Raw genomic sequence first — 18,048 nt, 5'->3', positions numbered from 1 at the left:
TACTCCCCGGAAAAAGATTCTAAAAACAGGCGTTGACCACATTTGTAATCCAACAACCCGCCCCGCACACGGCATTCTCGACCTAAATTTCCTGCGAGTCCGGAATGGGATGCGGCCAAACAGCCATGCATTGGAATTTCATTCCAAGCGCCGAATTCGATGTTCACATGCAGAATAAAGAATATAACCACTTCACAAATCGGCCCTTTAAGACGATTTTCTCACCAACGCCGCCGAGCCGATAGTTTGGGCCGAGCAAAGGCTCATGAGGGGACTGGTATGCGTTTTCTGAAGGCCATGGCCGGAGCGATGTTCGGCGCGGCTCTTGCCGTGTCCATCGCTTTTGCCGAAACGCCCGCGAATACGCTCATTGTCGCCGACGCCATCGACGACGTCATGACACTTGACCCCAACGAGGTGGGCGAGGTCGGCGGCGTGCTTGCCAGCACCCAGATCTACCAGTCGCTGGTCAGTTTCGATGTCAACGACCCCACCAGGATCATCGGCGTGCTCGCCGAGAGCTGGACCATTTCGCCCGACGGCCGCACCTTCACCTTCAAGATGAACCCTGCGGCGCGCTTTGCTTCGGGCAATCCCGTCACTGCATGGGACGCCGAATATTCGCTGCGCCGGGTCGTCCACCTGAAGTCGCGCTCGGCCTTCATCATCGGCCAGTTCGGTTTCTCGCCGGAGAATGTCGATGACCGCATCAAGGCCCTCGACGACCAGACCCTGGTCATCGAGATCGCCGACACCTACGCGCCGAGCTTCCTGTTCTACTGCCTGTCGTCCTATATCGGCGGCATCGTCGACAGCAAGATCGTCAAAACGCATGAAGTCGACGGCGACTTCGGCAATGGCTGGTTGAAGGCCGACAACTCAGCCGGTTCCGGCCCTTTCGCGCTCAGCAAATGGCAACCCAGGCAGTCGATCCTGCTCAAGCGCAACGACAACTACTGGGGCACGGCGCCAAAAGTCGACAGCATCCTGATCCGTCATGTCGCCGAGAGTGCGGTCCAGCGGCAATTGCTCGAGGCCGGCGAAATCGACATCGCCAACCGCCTCGGACCCGACGATTTCGACACCATCGCCAACAACCCTAAGCTTGCCGTCGTCAACGGCCGCTCCGGCAACATCTATTACATGGGCCTGAACGTGCGGAACCAGTATCTCGCCAATCCCAAAGTGGTCGAGGCGATGAAATACATGATCGACTACCAAGGCATGGTCGACACCGTCTCGCGCGGCATGATGGAGGTGCATCAGACGCTGGTACCGAAAGGTTTTCTCGGCGCGATCGACTACAGGCCTTTCAGTTTCGATGTCGCCAAGGCCAGGGAACTGCTGGCCGAGGGCGGCGTCAGCGGCGAGTTTTCGCTCGACATGGTGGTGTGGGACACCCTGCCCTACACCGAATTCGCCAAGGCCATCCAGGCCAGCATGGCCAAGGCCGGCGTGAAGCTCAACCTGCAGATCGTCGGCGGCCGCGAATGGCTCGACCGCTACCGCAATCACGACCTCGACATCTGGCTTGGCCTGTGGGGGCCGGACTATCCCGACCCGCATTCCAACGCCAAGGCCTTCGCGGTCAACAAGCAGGATGCGCCCGACGGCTCGGAAGGCATCACCGACCGTTTCGGCTGGAACGCGGGAGCCCTTTCACCCGAAGCCATGGCGGCCGTGCGCGAACAGGACACGACGACGCGCAAGGGCATGTATGAGGCGATCCAGAAAGTGCACAGCCGCGTTTCGCCTTTCATCTTCATGTTCCAGGAAGTGCGAAAGGTGGCGGTGAATGCAAGGGTCAAGGGTCTTGTGATGGGCATGACCTTGTCCGACGACCGCTACTCGGCCGTGTCCAAGTAGTGCCGAAGCGGCAACAAGTCCCAGCCCGCATGCAGAACTGACCAACAAAAAGCCGGGCGGCATTGCCGCCCGGCTTACTGAGTTCATCAAGTGATCAGGCGTGTGATCGATCAGCTGCCGCCGCCGGCACCACCGCCGCCGTCACCGTCGCCGTCGTCGCCGTCATCGCCGTCGTCGCCGTCATCGCCATCGTCGCCGTCATCGCCGTCGTCGCCATCATCGCCGTCGCCGCCGCTGTCACCGTCGCTACCAGTTCCGCCGTCATTACCATCGTTCTCGCTGCCGGCCAGTACGGCCGAGACCAGCGACGTCGTCAGCGGCGGGCATTGCGCCAGTTGGTCGTCCGACATGATGCTGCCGCGGTTCAGCGCAATGCAGCACATCTCATAGTTGCCTTGGGTAAGGGGTTGGCACTGTGCAGCCGACATGACCGGCCGGATGTTGCTTTGTGCCGATGCGGGGGTGATGAAGCTGACGGCCACAAGTGCCGAAGAGACCAACAGAATCGAATGGATCCCGCGTACGCAGGTTGGGTACGTCGTCATTTCTTCCTCCTGAGGGAAAAAATGCGCCCGTCCCCAAACTGGCGCTATGATCAAATGTTCCGACCATCGGAAACACTTTTTTAATCATACATCCTTTTGAAAACGGTGCAAAGTCCTCCCGTTGGGGTTGATTTATCTAGCTCTAATATGCTGTTTGCTGGTCACCCATTGAGAGAGGGGACAGCACGTGCAAAAACTCGTGGCGCTCTTTGCGATCGCCTTGATCGCTGCTGGCTGCAGCCAGTCAACCACTCCCGGATCAAGCATGACGACCGTCGGCTATGCCTTTGCGCCGCCGGCGGCAAACACCTTCTGCGCCCGCCAGCCTGGGCTATGCAGCACCGCGGGCAAGACCGCGGTAATGGCTTTGACGGACGAACGCATGAACGACCTCAAGCAGGTCAACGCCTCGGTCAACCGACGCATAAGCCAGCGCAATGACGCTGTGACCGCCAGCGGTTCGGACAACTGGCGACTGCCGACGACGGTGGGAGATTGCGAGGACATTGCCATCCTCAAGAAGAGCGAATTGCGCAAGCGGGGCTGGCCGGCATCGACCTTGCTGCTGACCGTTGCCCACTATCGCGGCGCCGGACATACGGTGCTGACCGTGCGCACCGACAAGGGCGATCTCATCCTGGATAATCTCACTGGCTCGGTCAGGAACTGGAAGAGCACGCCCTATCGCTACTTTGCTCGTCAGTCGCAGTTCGAAACCGGCAGGTGGTCCCGCATCGGCGTATGATGCGCCGGCCCGCAGCGCCGCGCCCGGCGAGCCTTGGCGCGGCGTTCAATGCGGAAACGCATTGTCCTCGACGATCTTCCATATCTGCCGGTTGATGTCGCGGATCGCTTCGATCGAGGCGGAGATGCGGTGCATCTCGTTGTCGTCCAGCTCTTCGTTCTTGCCGTAGCGGACGGAATCCTTGCTGTCGAAAATGCGCATCAGCTGGGTGCTGGCCCGCGTTCCGGTCTCGTCGAACGAATAGATACAATGGCTATATTTGTTGCGCAGCTTGCCCTGGTGGGTCAGTTGCTCCGACACGGCCAGCACCGCCTCGCGGCAGGGCAACGGCGTCTTGGCCATCTTGGCCAGCCGCTCGACGAGGTCGAGCCGCGCGCGCGTCGTATTCAGCGTCAGGAAGATGATGATCGCCGTTTCCTTGTCGACCTTGGCAAGGCCGGCGATCAGATAGATGAGCAGGCTCTCGGTGTTGGTCCAGGTATAGTTGAGCTGGCCAACGGTAAGCAGGACATCCTGGAATCGCGGCATTTCGCGCGCTCACACCCCCAACGGCAGCTGCGCCTGGATCGCACCTGCACCGATGTCACGTTCGCCGATCGTCTCCCCCCTACGCCCGTGAAAGATGGCGGCCGCTTCGGTGCGGTTGTGCGCGCCGAGCTTGGTGATGATGTTGTGCAGATGAATCTTGACGGTGTGCTCGGATAGCCCGAGAGCCGCCGCAATGAGCTTGTTCTGCAGGCCGCGCGCGACCATGCCCAGGATCTGCAACTCGCGATCCGTCAGTTCGTCGAAGTCGTCGGTGTCGCCGTCCGCCTGGACCACGGCCTTGGGCACCACCACCTCGTTGAACGCGGTCGCGACTGTCGTTCGCCGTTCGATGATCGGCTCGAACAACGAGAGCGGAAAGTATTCGCCGCCCCGCAACACCAGGCGAACCACCGAAAGCCAGACGTCGAGCTTCAGGTTCATCGGCAGGACGCCGCGCACGTTGCGGGCTGTCACCACGTCGCGGATCGAAACCTCATGCCGCCCGTCCTCCTGGATCAGCATGATCTGCGCTGCCGGGTGCAGGTGCGAGATGCGTTCCGAGTGGCCCGCCACGTCAGGCAATTGACCGGCATCGAGCAGTATCAGCGATACCGGGCACTCGAAGGAAACGCAGGCCTCCGCCAAGGTCGCCACCTGTTCGACGGCAATCGACGGAAACTCGCGTTCAATAGCAAAGACCAGGCACTCCGACACGAAGTCCGCCGGAGCGACAATCAGCAATGTCTTGCAGGTTTTCTGCACGGAGCCACCAGCTCCGTTAGCGCGGCGCGCGCTGGGAATTGCCACCCGATACATGAGATCTCCCGCCCAATGTTCGCAACTATGCGCGATTTTCCCCACGTGCCGCCTGATGGGGAACATTATTGATTGATCATACACCTCCTGTTAACGGTTCGGTATAAGCAAGATGAGCTATCGGGCGCATTTGTGTAGTCCGTCCGGATTGTCGCGCATCCGCGTGATCTAGCCTCTAGCCCGGCCGGAACTTCTCTCAAAGCATTCGACCCGGCAGATTTTTCGCGGGTACAAGCAGCCGGAACCACGGCGCTCTACCTGCGAATGACTGGCAATTGTACATATACGGCAAGCATCTAGTAATTCGCGCCGAAATTCCGGCGGCAGTATCTAGATCATCGCCGCAAGTTCTTGAGCCGCTTAGCCGAACAGCCTAGCGCGAACTGTCAGCTACCAATTTCACGGTCATGGTCGCACCCTTTGCCGGTTCAGCCAACAAGGGTGTGGCGCTTCCGGAACTCCGATTGCTCGTGACCAGGGCCTTATGTAAACGCCCGACAATCACGAAATTGTGAGAATCCCAGCCTCCGCCCAAGCCAAAAAAGGGAGGTTTTCAGCCATCCAGACAGCTTCGGGGCCTCCGGCTGCTCAGTCCCCTTCAGCCTTCAGACCCCTTCATTCTCGAAAATCAGTGCATTCGTAAATCAACCCGTAGTCCGCGTGACCCCAAGACCGTGTGAAAGATGAGAACGGTCCGGTAATCGCGGTCCCAACCGAGGACAAGACGATGTCTGATCGTAACAGCAACAATCTTAATGCGTTTGGCCTGCAGTTCGTCGGCAACGAAATCGAACTGGGCGGCGACAGCGAGAACGAAAACAAGAACGAAAACGAAAACGAGAATAAGAACGAGTCCGAGAATAAGAACGAGAACGAATCCAAGAACGAAAACGAAAACGAAAACAAGAACGAATCCAAGAACGAGAATGTCAACGAGAACAAGACGGAGACCAAGGTCGACGTCGACGTCGACGTTGATGTCGATCTCGAAGGCCGTCTCGGCGACTACAAGGAAGACAACGACTTTGCCGACATCGACACCGACGGCGGCGACATCAAGGGTGATGTGCTGTTCAGCAAGGACGGCGACGTCACTTACGATCCAGGCGACGACATCAACTTCAAGGATATCCTGAACGGTTCGATGGGCGCCAACAGCAACGCCTTCCTCATCAACCAGACTGCCGACATGGTCGACAACGACAAGCTTGAAGAAGCCACCGTCAAGAACGACGGCGACTTCAAGCAGGAGTTCGACAACAAGGGCGGGCATGCCTCTGCCGGTGACGGCATCGACGCAGGCGGCGGCGGCGCGAGCGGTGGCAAGGCCGACGGCGGCAGCGCCGACGGCGGCAACAGCGGCGATGCCAAGGGCGGCGAAGCCGACGGCGGCAAGGGCGAAGGCGGCCTGGCGCTGAGCGCAGCTTTGGGTGGCGACTCCAAGGGCGACACCAAGGCCGAAGGCGGCGACAGCAAGGGCGGCAGCGCCGACACCGACGCTGACGGCGGCAAGGGCGACGGCGGCAGGGGCGGCGACGGCGGCACAGGCCTCGGCCTCGGCCTCGGTCTCGGTCTCGGCGCAGGTCTCGGCCTCGGCGCAGGCGGAGCTGAATCGGGCGATGCCAAGGGCGATGGCGGCAATGCCAAGGCCGACAGCGGCGACGCCGATGCCGATTCCGGCAAGGCAGACGCCGGCAGCGGTGGCGACATCGACGACAACGAAGCGGGCGACGCCAAGGGCGACGGCGGCGACGGCATCGATGCGTTCGTGCCGATCATCCCCGTGCTGAACTTCGGTGAAGGCGGCGACGCCAAGGGCGACGGCGGCGACGCCAATGCCGACAGCGGGCGCGGCGGCGACGCCGACTCCGGTAACGCAGATGCCGACAGCGGCGATGCCAAGGCAAATGCCGGCGACGCAAATGGCGATACCGGCGACGCTCTCGGCTTCGGCCTCGGCGCAGGCGTTGGCTACGGCGACGGCGACGGCGACGGCACGGGCTCCGGCGGCGGCGGCGGCGGCGGCGGCGCAGGAACCGGTGGTTCCGCGACGGCAGGCGCAGCGACCGGCGGCGCCAGCACGAGCGGCGGCACCTGGGCCTATGGCGACGGCGACGGCGGCAACGCGCTGAGCGGCGCCTGGGCTGACGGCACAGGCGGCAACGCAACTGGCGGCGGCGCCTGGTCCGGCGGCGCCGGCGGCGGCGGCACTGCTGGCGATGCATGGGGTGGAGCTGGCGGCGCCGGTGGCGCTGGCGGCACCTGGGGCTCGAGCAATGGCGATGACGGCTATGTCACTGGCTCAAGTGAAGCCAGCGCCGATGCGATCATCGACACCAGCGCCTTCAACCAGCAGATCGTGATGGGTGCCAACCTGCAAGGCAATACGGTCGACATGACCGTAGTGGGCGGCAACTTCCACGAGACCCTGACCGGCGAAGACGCCAACGACCACAGCACGCTCTAGCCATCGGCATGAGGCTCCGCGCTTGCGGAACCAGTGAGCCGGACTGCGCGGGTAACCCCCGCGCAGTCCATCTTGGCCGGTGGAGCACATTTGCGCCTCACCGTGCCTGAAATTCGGGCGGAGGCACTACGATGTATGCCGCGTATTTCGACAGAATTACCGAGACGATCGCTCACTTCATTGGCCTGTTCGACACGGCGAGTGAGGAGGCCCGCCTCAAGCAGGCCTACGACGAATTCAGGGCCAAGCAGCAGGCCGACGAGCAATTGCCGGAGCACCAGACCGCCGCCCTCAAGGTCGACACCTCCCACTCCCTGGAAGACTTCGACCCGAGCGTGAAGTATGTCGGCGTCAGGCCCGAAATCGAGCAAGTCACGGTTTGGACCAACGTCGCCTTCACCCCTCCCGACGTACCGGTTCCCGATGGACCGTTCCTCCAAAATTACACCAACCTGCCAGAAGGCACGACGGTTGGTTCGGGCGGCATCGTCCTGCCAAAGATTGTGCCGCCGGGCGACCTGGCTGCCATCGTCAACCAGGAGATCCGGCTTTCCGACAACGACTATGTCGGCTTTGGCGGCAGTGGCCTGAAGTTCAATGCGCCGCCCGTCGACGAAAGCCCCATGGCCGACATGCAGCAGGCAGCGGCCGACCTGTCGCCGATCGACGACCTGACGCTTCCGGGCTCGACCGAGGAAATGGCGACGTTCGTCACCACCGCGCAAGCCCGCTTCAACGACTTCGAGGCCGACGACCACGGCAACGCCGACGTCTTCTGCGTCAAGGCCGAAACGATCGAGGGCACCTATTTCAATGGCCAGTTGATCGACGCAGCCGACGCCCCGAAGATGGAAGATTACGTCAACTTCCTGAAGGAACAGGACGACGACGCCAAGGGGCCTGACGCTCCGCTCGATACCGACACGCCTCCGGACTCCGGCGATTTCATGGATGGCTGGGGAGACGGAACGGCCAACCCGAGCGTCGAGATCAGCACCGGCGGCAACACCGTCATCAACAACGCCGTCGTGGTCAACGATTGGGCATCGGCCGAGGTCATGGCCGTCATGGGCGACCATATCTCGCTCAACGCCATCATCCAGATCAACGGCACGTGCGACACCGACAGTGTCGGCTCGGCAGTCGGCGGCTGGCCTTTCGACCCGGGCGGCGGCGACAACCTCAGCTTCAACATCGCGATGTTCAAGCACATCGACACCTCCGCCGGCGACGAAACGCCTGCCGAGGCCCCCACCGGGTTCCCCGCCTACTATGTGGTCACCGAGATTTCGGGCGACCTCATCATGATGAACTGGATCGAACAATACGCGTTCGTGACCGACAACGACGTCTGCATCGCCTCGTCGTCCGGCGTGCAATCGGTCGTCTCGACCGGCGACAACACCGCGTTCAACGGGTTGAGCCTCAACGAAATCGGCAATTACTACGACCTCATCATCATCGGCGGCAACGTCTACGACGCGAGCATCATTCACCAGATCAACCTGCTGCTCGACAACGATGTGATCGGCGCGGTCTCCGGCTTCCAAACGACCGGCGAAGGCTCGGTCTCGACGGGCGACAATCTGCTCTGGAACCAGGCAAGCATCGTCAACGTCGGCAATGCGACCGCCGAGGCGATGCCCGATGGCTACAGCCAGGCCGGGGGCAACCTCGCGGGCGGCAACAAGGAGCTGCCCGACGCCATTCTCCAGGACGCCGCATTCGCCGGCATCGGCGTGCTGCGCGTGCTCTACATCTCTGGCGACATCTACAATCTGAATTACATCAAGCAGACCACCGTGGTCGGCGACAGCGACCAGGTGGCGCTTGCCATGAACAATCTGGTCGCCAATCCCGACGCCGAATGGACCATCACCACCGGCGGCAACCAGTTGGTCAACGACGCGACCATCGTCGACGTCGATGGAATGTCCAAGATCTATGTCGGCGGCGACAGCTACTCCGACGAGATCCTGATCCAGGCAAATCTCGTATCGAGCGATCCGGACCTCGGTGCGCAGAACCCGGACATACTCGTCACCGAAGCCGTCGTTTTTCTCGATGACGGCACCGACGACACCGGCGACGCCTCGAATACCAATCCGATTGCACCGCAGCCGGCCGATTCCGGATCGGCTGACGTCATGCAGCACATGCTGGGCTGAGCCGTTTCAGAGGGGCGCAAGATGACCGACGACCGTGAAGGCTGGAGTGGTTTTCATAACGTGCCGGACGACGGCGACAGCCAGGACAGCCCGCAGGCGCCGAGGCATTCGGAGGCAAGGCCCGCACAGGCAGCCAGCAAGCCGGCAGCGGCAGCAGGCAAACCTGCGGCGGAAGCGAGACTGTCGACTGCCGTGGCCTCGCAGGAACGGGCGCTCGACCACCTCGAAAGCTACATCGACAAGGTCGTCGGGCGGCTGCATGAAGAAGCGGGCGACAAGCCGTCTGCACCGGTAACCTCTCCGTCGTCTGGCGTTCCCGTCGCTTCGCCCGCGCCTGCAACACCCTCGCAGGCGACGCCGCCAAGCACCCAGCTGCCATCAGGAAGGCCGCCGATGGCCGGGCCTTCGATCATACCTCCGGAGCGGAGCGCTACGGCTCAACGCCCCCCAGAGTCTGCGCCCGCCGCAGCAGCGCCGAGCATGCGGTCCCAACCAGCCCCGCATGCAACTCCGGAGGAACCCATCGCAGCCGCCAAACGCGAGGATGCGCCCCAGGCCAGGACCACGTCCGCCGAGACGCCGTCGCCAACCCCTGCGGCAGCAGCGGCCTCCCCCCGTCCCGAGATGCGGGTCAGCGAACCGCAAGGGCCGGCGAAGACTGAAATGAAAGACACCTCGATGCCGGTCGGCAAGGTGATCGACGCCGACAACGGACCGATCAAGGCAAAGGAAAGACTGCCCGAAGCCAAGGGCCCCAACGGCGGCGATATCGAAAGCGGTTGCGGCGGGGGGGGGCGGTGCCGCCGTCGAGCGCTGGTTGATGATGGTGATGACCAGCAGGATCAGCGATGTCGTGACGACGATGAAGCCGAGATGCGGGTGCACGAGGAACACGGCGAGGACGAACAGCGGTGCCAGCGGTGCGTCGAGCAAGGTGAGCAGAGTGCCCGAGACGAGGAACGACCGGAGTTGCATGCGGGGCTGGTTGGGACCGCATGCTCGGCGCTGCTGCGGCGGGCGCAGACTCTGGGGGGCGTTGAGCCGTAGCGCTCCGCTCCGGAGGTATGATCGAAGGCCCGGCCATCGGCGGCCTTCCTGATGGCAGCTGGGTGCTTGGCGGCGTCTTCCACAAGCGTCTCGGGCCGATCGATTTCTCGGCCTCGCTCAAGACCGGCCTGAAGGTCGTCAAGCGCAACCTGCTGATCGTCATGCTGTTCACGCTGGCCAGCAACGTGCTGGTGCTGGCGATACCGCTCTACCTGTTCCAGATTTCCGACCGGGTGCTGACCAGCCGCTCCGTCGACACGCTGGTCATGCTGACGGTCGTCATCGTCGGCGCAGTGGTCCTGCAGACTATCTTCGATGCCATCCGCCGCCTCATCCTGATGCGCACCGCAGTCGAGGTCGCGGCCCAGTTGGGCGCCCCGATCCTGAGCGCTGCAGCCCGCGCGGCCCTGAACAGCAACGGCCGCGAATACCAGACGCTCGGTGACCTCCAGCAACTCCGGTCGTTCCTCGTCTCGGGCACTCTGCTCACCTTGCTCGACGCACCGCTGGCACCGCTGTTCGTCCTCGCCGTGTTCCTCGTGCACCCGCATCTCGGCTTCATCGTCGTCACGACATCGCTGATCCTGCTGGTCATCACCATCATCAACCAGCGCTCGACGGCGGCACCCTTCAGCGAGGCCAATACACACCAGAGCAAGGCCAACCTGCATCTCGACTCGATGTCGCGGAACTCGCAGATCATCAACGCGCTCGCCATGATCCCGGAAGCCGTGCGCATCTGGGGCAAGGACACCGCAAGCTCGCTGCGTGCGCAGGTCATCGCGCAGGATCGCAACATCGCCTTTGCCGCGACGTCGAAGGCGACCCGCTTGCTGACCCAGGTCGCCATGCTCGGCTGGGGCGCGCATCTCGCGCTCGACGGCCATCTCAGCGGCGGCATGGTCATTGCCGCGTCGATCATCGCCAGCCGTGCGCTGGGCCCGATCGAAGGCGCCATCGAAGGCTGGAACCAGGTCGTGCAGTCGCGTGCCGCCTATGGCCGCATCGCCAGCCTGCTGCAGTCCTCGCCGCTCAATTTCGAACGGCTCAACCTGCCCCGCCCGGAAGGCCGGCTCGATGTCGAACGCCTGCTGTTCGTGCCGCAAGGCACCAAGCGCGTCGTGCTCAACGGCATCACTTTTGCCCTCGCCCCCGGTGACTCGCTCGCAGTCATCGGCAATTCCGGCGCCGGCAAGACCACGCTCGGCAAGATGCTGGTCGGCTCGATCCTGCCGACCTCGGGCAACGTGCGCCTCGACCTGATGGACCTGCGCAACTGGGACCAGCGCCAGTTCGGCGAGAACATCGGCTACCTGCCGCAGGACGTGCAGCTGTTCCCCGCCTCGATCAAGGCCAACATCGCCCGCATGCGCGATGACGCCACGGACGCGGAGATCTACCAGGCGGCCCAACTCGCCGACGTGCACGAAATGATCGCCACGCTGCCGCATGGCTACGAGACATTCGTCGCCGCCGACGGCGCACCGCTCTCAGGCGGCCAGAAGCAGCGCATCGCGCTCGCCCGTGCCTTCTTCGGCAACCCGCGCATGGTCGTGCTGGACGAGCCGAACTCCAACCTCGACGCAGCCGGCGACGCAGCCCTTGCCCGCGCGCTCCAGCACGCCAAGGAAAACAAGATCACCGTCATCACCATCACCCAGCGGCCGGCCCTGTTGCACAGCGTCGACAAGATCCTGCTGCTGGTCAACGGAACCGTCGCCCTGTTCGGCCAGCGGCAAGACGTGCTCCAGGCACTCGCCCAGCGCGGCCTGAGCATCGAAGGCGGATCGTTCGGCCATCAGATTCCGTAAGGGGGCAATGTCATGAGCGACACGGCAGTCGTAAAGGTCCACGATCTCGAATGGTACTCCGAGGTACCGCGCTCGATCGGCAAGCAGACCAAGGTCGGCCTGTTGCTCATCGCCCTTACCTTCGGCGGCTTCGGCACCTGGGCCTTCACCGCCCCGCTTGCAGCGGCAATCATCGCCCAGGGCTCGTTCGTGGCAGCCGGCCAGAACAAGATCGTGCAGCACCTGGAAGGCGGCATCATCAAGGAACTGCTGGTCAGCGAAGGCGACCGTGTCCGCTACGACCAGCCACTGGTGCGCCTCGACGAAACGGCAGCGCAAGCCAACGAGCGGCAGCTGTTCCTGCGCCAGGTGCGGCTGGACGCCATCGCCGCGCGGCTGAATGCCGAGATCAACGGCGCGCCGGAGATCACCTTTCCCAAGAATGTCACCGACAACATCGACGATCCGGAGATCAAGCCGATCGTCGACGGCCAGCAACTGAATTTCACCGCCGCACGCGGCAAGCTGCAAAGCGAAATCGGCCTGCTGAAGCAGAACATTGCCGCCTACCGCTATCGCGCGGACGGCTACCAGCAACAGCACGACGCGGTGCAACGGCAGCTCGCCCTGATGAAGGAAGAATATGCCGGCAAGAAGTCGCTGCTCGACAAGGGCCTGCTGCGGGCAACCGAGATCAAGGCGATCCAGCGCGCCATGGCCGACGCCGAGGGTCAGATCGGCCGCCTCGGCGCCGAGGTTTCCGAGATCGGCTCCGAGATCATCAAGCTCGACCAGCAGATCACCCAGGCCCAGGAAGCCTACAAGCAGGCGGCGCTCGAACAGTTGCAGAACCTCGAGGGCGATCTCGATACCATCCGCGAACAGCTGCGCCAGGCCAAGAGCGTGCTCAACCGCGTGACGATCAACGCACCCGTCGCCGGTACCATCGTGCGCATGTACTATCACACCTCCGGCGGTGTCATCGAAAGCGGCAAGCCGATCGTCGAGATCCTGCCGTCCAATGTTCCGCTGGTCATCGAGACGCTGATCTCGCGCACCGACATCGACAATGTGCGTGTCGGACAACTTGCCACGGTGCGGCTCACCGCGCTCAACCGGCGCACCACGCCGGTGCTCGACGGCCAGGTGATCTACGTCTCCGCCGACGCCCTTCCCGACACCTCGGGTCCCGTGGCACGCGAAGTCTATGTCGCCCGCATCAGCCTGTCGCCGGACCAGATCTCACGTGTTCACAGCTTCTCGCCAACGCCCGGCATGCCGGCGGAGGTTTTGGTCCAGACCGAGGAACGGACTTTCTTCAGATATCTGACCAAGCCAATCGCCGACAGCATGTCGCGCGCATTCATGGAGCGGTGAACCAGGGGCAAGCCATGACTTTGAGGGGGATGCAGATGCAGGTCGATGTCATTACCGATCTTGATACGCTGGCGAAGGTGCAGAAGGACTGGGAGCGCCTCTACGAGGCCGATCCGGAGGCACAGTTCTTTGTCTCTTGGAACTGGCTAGTGCCGTACATGCGCTTCTACAAGGGCGCCTGGTTCGTGCTCGCGGCCCGTCTCGGCAATCCAGGTTCGCCCTATGTCGCGCTGATGCCCTTGCGCATGCGCACCCGCATGAGCGGCAAGACCGGGCTGTTCTTCAACGAGATCAGCATGGCCGGCAACAATGCTGCCGACTACACCGGCGCGATCTGCGATCCCTTGCATGCCGAAGAGGCATTGAAGGCGTTTGGCCGGCACGTCGCCCAGATGGGCTGGGCACGGCTCAATCTCGAGAACCTGCGCATGTCACGGGAACGCGTCTTCGCGTTCATTGGCCAGTTCTCGCGCGACATCTTTGCGATGCGCGAGTTCAGTCGCGTCAATGCCGCCGACAACGTCGACAATTGCCGCTGCTTCTCGGCCGCCCTGCCCGATACGTTCGACGGCTATCTCGACAATGTGCTCAGCACCAACACCCGCCAGAAGCTGCGGCGCTTCATGCGCAAGATCGATGCCGGCGAATTGCGCATCGCCCGGGCCGACGCCACCACCTACGAGCGCGACATCGACACGCTGCTGGAGTTGTGGCGGGTGAAATGGGGCGCGCGCAAGGGAGACCGGCTGGCGGGCATCCTGCATAACAACCGCCGCGTGCTGAGGGAAAGCTTCAAGAACGGCACGCTGTTCCTGCCAGTCCTCTGGCAAGGCGACCGGCCGCTGGGCGCGCTCGCCATCTTTGTCGACCCGGTCAAGAAGGCCTTGCTGTTCTTCATGGCCGGTCGCGACGAGGCCGTGACCTCCATCCCGACCGGCCTGATCCTGCATGGCCATTGCATCAAGCTGGCTATCGAGAACGGCCTCACCACCTACGACTTCCTGCGCGGCGACGAGCCGTACAAATTCGCGTTCGGCGTGACCGAGAGCAAGGTCAACTGCGCGATGATCTACACCAAGAGCGGCCGCAATGCCGGCGACCGGCTCGACCCTCGCTCGCTCGGCAGCATCTTCGCCGAGGTGACGCGTTTCCACCAGGAGGGGCAACTGGCAAGGGCGGAAAACGGATACCGCCAGATCCTTGCCAGCGATGCCACCCATTCCCGCGCGCTCTATGGCATTGGCCAGCTGCTGTCTGCCAAGGGCGACCACCGCGAGGCTTTGGCACATTTCCAGACACTCGCAACTTCGGTGCCGACTTCATCGAAGGCATGGCTCAGACTGGGAATGGAGATGCAAGCTCTGTCTCGACACATCGAGGCAGCGGATGCATTCCGCACGGTGCTGTCGCTCGCACCCGATTTCGTAGGCGCCGAATTCTCGCTGGCCAGGAGCCTCGCGGCACTCGAACGCAGCGAGGAGGCCATCGAAACGCTGGAAGGATTGCAGCACAAGCTTGAAGCAGCTTCACGCGACGACACGCTGCTGGTCAAGACCAAGGCAATGCTCAAGCGGCTGAAATTTGAAAACCGGCCGAGCTACATCATGCTCAATCCGGATAGGAAGGCGGCGACGCGAGTTCTGAGTACCGCGCTCTAGGGCGCTGGAATGCGAACCGCCTTCCGGAGCGGGCAGGCCTAGGCCTGCCCGCTCAGAAAATCCTCGAACTTGCGCATTTCCTCCGCGTCGATGCCTACCTTACGGCTGGCATCTGGATAGGCGCCGCTGGCAATGTCGATGGCGTATTCGGTAAATGCCGCAATCCGCTGCTGCTGGATGCGGTCATATTCGGCGGCAAGGTTGCGATAGACCTTGGCATGGCGCGGATAGCGGCCGCGATTGAGGCCGAGCACGTCCTCGGCGAAGAGATACTGCGCATCGCAGCCGGCGCCCGCCCCCATCGAGATCATCACCAGTGGCGTACGCTTCGAGATGGCGCTCGCAACCTGCGCAGGCACGACCTCGATCTCGGCGGCGAACGCGCCGGCGTCTTCCAGATCCTTGACCTGCTTCCAGACGAGCGCTGCCGTCTCGGCGGTCTTGCCCACCGCGCGGAACCCGCCCGTCCAGGTCGAATGGATAGGAATCAGCCCGACATGGCCGCAGACCGGGATGTGCTCGTCGGCCAGGCGCCGGATGGTCTGCAGGCTTGCCGAGCAATAGACGGCGTCGGCGCTCGCCGCCTTGAGCTTGACCGCCGTGCGCAGGATCTCGTCGGTCGTAGCTCCCATCATGCCATATTCGTCGCCGGGCACCGCAAAGCAGGTCGGCGCCGCATCGCGAAAGCGCGGGTCGAGCATCAGCCCATAGGTCACCGACAACACGTCGATGCCGGCACGCTCGGCCGCTTCCGCCTCCTCCAGCGTCGTCACCCTGAGCTTCGACAGCTGGCGCTTGCCTTTGAGCGCGCGCAGATCCGCGACCGTTGGCCTGTTGCGTGCCATCGTTTCGTCCTCGCTTCCGGATTGTTGGCCTTGGGCGGTCAGGCCTTCAGCAGCCACTCATGTTCTTTGGCGTTGTGGAACTTCCACGTCCGCTTCGGCCCTGCCATGACATTGAGGTAATAGAGATCGTAGCCGTGGCAGGCAGCACAGGGGTGATAGCCCTTGGGCACCAGCGTCACGTCGCCGTCCTCGACCGCCATCGCCTCGTCGATATCGCGGTGGCCGGCATCGTTGAACTCGGTGTAGACGCGCTGGAAGGCAAAGCCCTGCGGCGGGTTGAGCCGGTGGTAGTAGGTCTCCTCCAGCAGTGACTCAGCCGGCAGGTTGTCTTCGTCGTGCTTGTGCGGCGGATAGCTCGAGGTGTGGCCGCCGGGCGTGATGACCTCGACCACCAGCAGCGAATCCGCCGGCTCGCCTTCCGGCAGGATGTTGGTCACGTACCGGGTGTTGGTACCCTTGCCGCGTACCTCCTGCTTGACGTCGTCAGGCCCGATGATCCGCACCGGCAGGTTGCCGCCCAGCCCCGGCGCCGTGCACACTGCGAGCTCGACATTCGTCTCGGCCCGCACCGACCAGTCGCCGCCGGCAGGTACGTACACCGACCACGGCTTGCCTTCGAAGGGCGACATGCGTTCGCCCAGCGTGCCGAGATCGTCTTCGCCGACCCGGACATGCGCCTTGCCCGAAACCAGAACCAGGCAGGTTTCGCGGTCTGCGGTCCAGTCGCCATAGGTGTCGCCGGGTTCCAGCTTGTGCAGGTCGAAACCGACATAGGTCCAGCCAGCCGTCTCCGGCGTGACATGAGTCACCCGCCCCGTGCCATGCTTCGGCTTGATCAGAAGTTTCGACATGGTCTCTCACTCCTTGTCGGTGGCGGCGTCGTCACCAGGCTTGTAGGCGTACAGGAACTGGTAGGCGCCGAGTGCCGCCATGCCCCCGGCAAGCGTGCCCCAGAACGCCGCTCCGGTCACGAACTCGAACACCGACCACGCAGCGCAGAACGCAACCAGCGCAATGCGCCGCCACAGCGGCTTCAGGAACGGGTGGTTCTGGTCGTTCATCAATTGCGCACCGCCTTGCCGATCAACATTGTCGGATCGTAACCGGCTCGGCGATCGGCCTCAAGCATTACGGCGCCGCGCGTCGGAGACGCGCAAAGGACGCCGTAACACTTTGAATCGGCGCATGACCTCTTCCGAAAATCACTGTCGATTTTCGGAGTCATGCGGCGGGAAAACCCTGCGTTTCGACGGTGTAGCCGGCGGCCGTCATCACCCGCATCAGCTCGGCATGGCCGACCTGCGCCATCTTCAGTGGCGGGTTCTTCCTGGGGTCCTGCTCGGCCTCGACGACGAACCAGCCCTCATAGCCATAGTCGGCGAATTTCTGCACGATCTTGCCGAAGTCGAGCGAGCCGTCGCCGGGCACGGTGAAGGCACCCAGCGCCACCGCATCGAGGAACGACTGCTTGGTCCAGTCGAGCGACTTGATGACGTCCATGCGCACGTCCTTCACATGCACGTGGCTGATGCGCTTGTGGTGATTGTCAATGGCCCGCAGCACGTCGCCGCCGGCGAAGGCGAGATGCCCGGCATCGAGCAACAGCGGGATGCCCTCGCCCGAATGCTTCATGAAAGCGTCGAGCTCATGCTCGAACTGCACCACAGCCGCCATGTGGTGGTGATAGGACAGCGGCATGCCCTGGCCGGCGCACCACTCCCCGAACTCGCTCAGCTTGCGGGCGTAGGCCTTCATCTCGTCATCGGAGAGCACGGTCTTGCCGGCAAGCGGCTTCGAGCGGTCGCCCTGGATCGACCGCCCGACCTCGCCATAGACGATGCACGGCGCATCGACCGCCTTGAACAGGTCGATCATCGGCTGGATGCGGTCCTTGTTGGCGGCGAGGTCTTCATTGACCAGCGTGCCGGAGAACCAGCCTCCGCACAAAGTCACGTCCGCCTTCTTCAGGATCGGGAGCATCGCCTCGGGCGTGCTGGGAAAACGGCGCCCCTGCTCCATGCCGGTGAAGCCGGCCGAACGTGACTGCCGCAGGCACTCCTCCAGCGACACGTCATCGCTCAGTTCCGCAAGGTCGTCGTTCCACCACGCGATGGGGGACATGCCCAGTTTGGCTTTCACGTCAGTTCTCCATTCTTACCTCCTCCTTGCGGGGAGGTCGCGCCGCAGGCGCGGGCG

The 18,048-nt window shown here is 63.0% G+C and carries 15 protein-coding genes; 8 read left to right on the top strand and 7 right to left on the bottom strand.

Annotated elements, in window-relative coordinates; translation table 11 throughout:
- The first annotated feature begins 279 nt into the window (after nt 1-279).
- Complete coding sequence (locus tag O1Y97_RS09990; RefSeq protein ID WP_318763892.1) at nt 280-1,866, top strand: ABC transporter substrate-binding protein; 1,587 nt, start codon at nt 280-282, stop codon at nt 1,864-1,866.
- A 110-nt stretch (nt 1,867-1,976) separates the two neighbouring features.
- On the opposite strand, the gene O1Y97_RS09985 is transcribed toward O1Y97_RS09990, so the two are convergent.
- The gene (locus O1Y97_RS09985) at nt 1,977-2,411 is read right to left on the bottom strand and encodes a hypothetical protein (RefSeq protein ID WP_318763891.1); all 435 of its coding nucleotides are present in this window, start codon (nt 2,409-2,411) and stop codon (nt 1,977-1,979) included.
- A gap of 265 nt (nt 2,412-2,676) precedes the next feature.
- Between O1Y97_RS09985 and O1Y97_RS09980 the strand changes: the two genes are divergently transcribed.
- Complete coding sequence (locus tag O1Y97_RS09980) at nt 2,677-3,156, top strand: transglutaminase-like cysteine peptidase (protein ID WP_108607187.1); 480 nt, start codon at nt 2,677-2,679, stop codon at nt 3,154-3,156.
- 45 nt (nt 3,157-3,201) lie between these two features.
- On the opposite strand, the gene O1Y97_RS09975 is transcribed toward O1Y97_RS09980, so the two are convergent.
- Together O1Y97_RS09975 and O1Y97_RS09970 are read right to left on the bottom strand one after the other, a co-directional pair.
- Nucleotides 3,202-3,684 (bottom strand): hypothetical protein, encoded by a 483-nt coding sequence (locus O1Y97_RS09975; protein WP_108607186.1) that lies wholly within the window; start codon nt 3,682-3,684, stop codon nt 3,202-3,204.
- Between the two features lie 9 nt (nt 3,685-3,693).
- Nucleotides 3,694-4,566, bottom strand: a complete 873-nt coding sequence (locus O1Y97_RS09970; RefSeq protein ID WP_246389720.1) for a helix-turn-helix transcriptional regulator — start codon at nt 4,564-4,566, stop codon at nt 3,694-3,696.
- Nucleotides 4,567-5,227: 661 nt separating this feature from the next.
- Between O1Y97_RS09970 and O1Y97_RS09965 the strand changes: the two genes are divergently transcribed.
- The 6 genes from O1Y97_RS09965 to O1Y97_RS09940 all read left to right on the top strand — a co-directional run bounded on the left by O1Y97_RS09965 (nt 5,228) and on the right by O1Y97_RS09940 (nt 15,007).
- Entirely contained in the window at nt 5,228-6,967 is a 1,740-nt protein-coding gene (locus O1Y97_RS09965) for a hypothetical protein (protein ID WP_318763890.1), read from the top strand.
- A 131-nt stretch (nt 6,968-7,098) separates the two neighbouring features.
- Entirely contained in the window at nt 7,099-9,135 is a 2,037-nt protein-coding gene (locus O1Y97_RS09960; protein WP_318763889.1) for a type I secretion protein, read from the top strand.
- Between the two features lie 21 nt (nt 9,136-9,156).
- The gene (locus O1Y97_RS09955; RefSeq protein ID WP_318764288.1) at nt 9,157-10,182 is read left to right on the top strand and encodes a hypothetical protein; all 1,026 of its coding nucleotides are present in this window, start codon (nt 9,157-9,159) and stop codon (nt 10,180-10,182) included.
- 17 nt (nt 10,183-10,199) lie between these two features.
- On the top strand, nt 10,200-11,993 hold the full coding sequence (locus O1Y97_RS09950) for a type I secretion system permease/ATPase (protein WP_318763888.1): 1,794 nt from the start codon (nt 10,200-10,202) through the stop codon (nt 11,991-11,993).
- A gap of 12 nt (nt 11,994-12,005) precedes the next feature.
- Nucleotides 12,006-13,349, top strand: a complete 1,344-nt coding sequence (locus tag O1Y97_RS09945) for an HlyD family type I secretion periplasmic adaptor subunit (RefSeq protein ID WP_108607183.1) — start codon at nt 12,006-12,008, stop codon at nt 13,347-13,349.
- 14 nt (nt 13,350-13,363) lie between these two features.
- On the top strand, nt 13,364-15,007 hold the full coding sequence (locus O1Y97_RS09940; protein WP_318763887.1) for a GNAT family N-acetyltransferase: 1,644 nt from the start codon (nt 13,364-13,366) through the stop codon (nt 15,005-15,007).
- A 38-nt stretch (nt 15,008-15,045) separates the two neighbouring features.
- Here O1Y97_RS09940 and O1Y97_RS09935 read toward each other — a convergent pair whose 3' ends face one another.
- From O1Y97_RS09935 to iolE, 4 genes are all read right to left on the bottom strand, one after another.
- Entirely contained in the window at nt 15,046-15,852 is an 807-nt protein-coding gene (locus O1Y97_RS09935) for a 3-methyl-2-oxobutanoate hydroxymethyltransferase (RefSeq protein WP_318763886.1), read from the bottom strand.
- Nucleotides 15,853-15,890: 38 nt separating this feature from the next.
- Nucleotides 15,891-16,703 carry a 5-deoxy-glucuronate isomerase gene (iolB, locus tag O1Y97_RS09930; RefSeq protein ID WP_108607181.1) on the bottom strand — a complete coding sequence of 271 codons (813 nt, stop codon included), beginning with the start codon at nt 16,701-16,703 and terminating at the stop codon, nt 15,891-15,893.
- Nucleotides 16,704-16,709: 6 nt separating this feature from the next.
- Nucleotides 16,710-16,913, bottom strand: a complete 204-nt coding sequence (locus O1Y97_RS09925) for a hypothetical protein (protein WP_108607180.1) — start codon at nt 16,911-16,913, stop codon at nt 16,710-16,712.
- 160 nt (nt 16,914-17,073) lie between these two features.
- The gene (iolE, locus tag O1Y97_RS09920) at nt 17,074-17,991 is read right to left on the bottom strand and encodes a myo-inosose-2 dehydratase (RefSeq protein ID WP_318763885.1); all 918 of its coding nucleotides are present in this window, start codon (nt 17,989-17,991) and stop codon (nt 17,074-17,076) included.
- Nucleotides 17,992-18,048: the final 57 nt, after the last annotated feature.

Origin of the sequence: Aminobacter niigataensis (assembly GCF_946995915.1) — a bacterium.
In the GTDB taxonomy this organism is placed as follows: Bacteria; Pseudomonadota; Alphaproteobacteria; order Rhizobiales; family Rhizobiaceae; genus Aminobacter; species Aminobacter niigataensis.
The sequence above is the reverse complement of the archived record's forward strand: the minus strand, read 5'-3'. Positions and strand labels throughout refer to the sequence as shown.